This is a genomic window from Staphylococcus sp. HMSC034C12, from assembly GCF_001835895.1.
Classification (GTDB): domain Bacteria; phylum Bacillota; class Bacilli; order Staphylococcales; family Staphylococcaceae; genus Staphylococcus; species Staphylococcus hominis.
Genome location: NZ_KV826356.1, coordinates 1 through 361 on the forward strand (window position 1 = coordinate 1; position 361 = coordinate 361).

A 361-nucleotide genomic window follows, 5' to 3' on the forward strand; every position below is an offset into this window, starting at 1 on the left:
AAAACAACAACAACAGATGAAAGTGGTAAATATCGTTTTGATGATTTAGATAGTGGTGACTATATTGTGCATTTTGATAAACCTGAAGGCTTCACTCAAACTACTACAAACTTAGGTAGTGATGATGAAAAAGATGCCGATGGTGAAGAAGTACATGTAACTATTACTGATCATGATGACTTCAGTATTGATAACGGATACTTTAATGAAGATAGCGACGCAGACTCAGATGCAGATGCTGACTCAGACGCAGACTCAGATGCAGACGCAGATTCAGATGCAGACGCAGATTCAGATGCAGATGCTGACGCTGACTCAGATGCAGATGCAGACTCAGATGCAGACGCAGATTCAGATGCAG

The 361-nt window shown here is 41.0% G+C and carries 1 protein-coding gene; it reads left to right on the top strand.

Features of this window, described 5'->3' with window-relative positions; genetic code table 11:
• On the top strand, positions 1-361 hold a 361-nt coding region (locus tag HMPREF2629_RS09390), incomplete at both ends, for an MSCRAMM family adhesin SdrC (protein ID WP_218117579.1).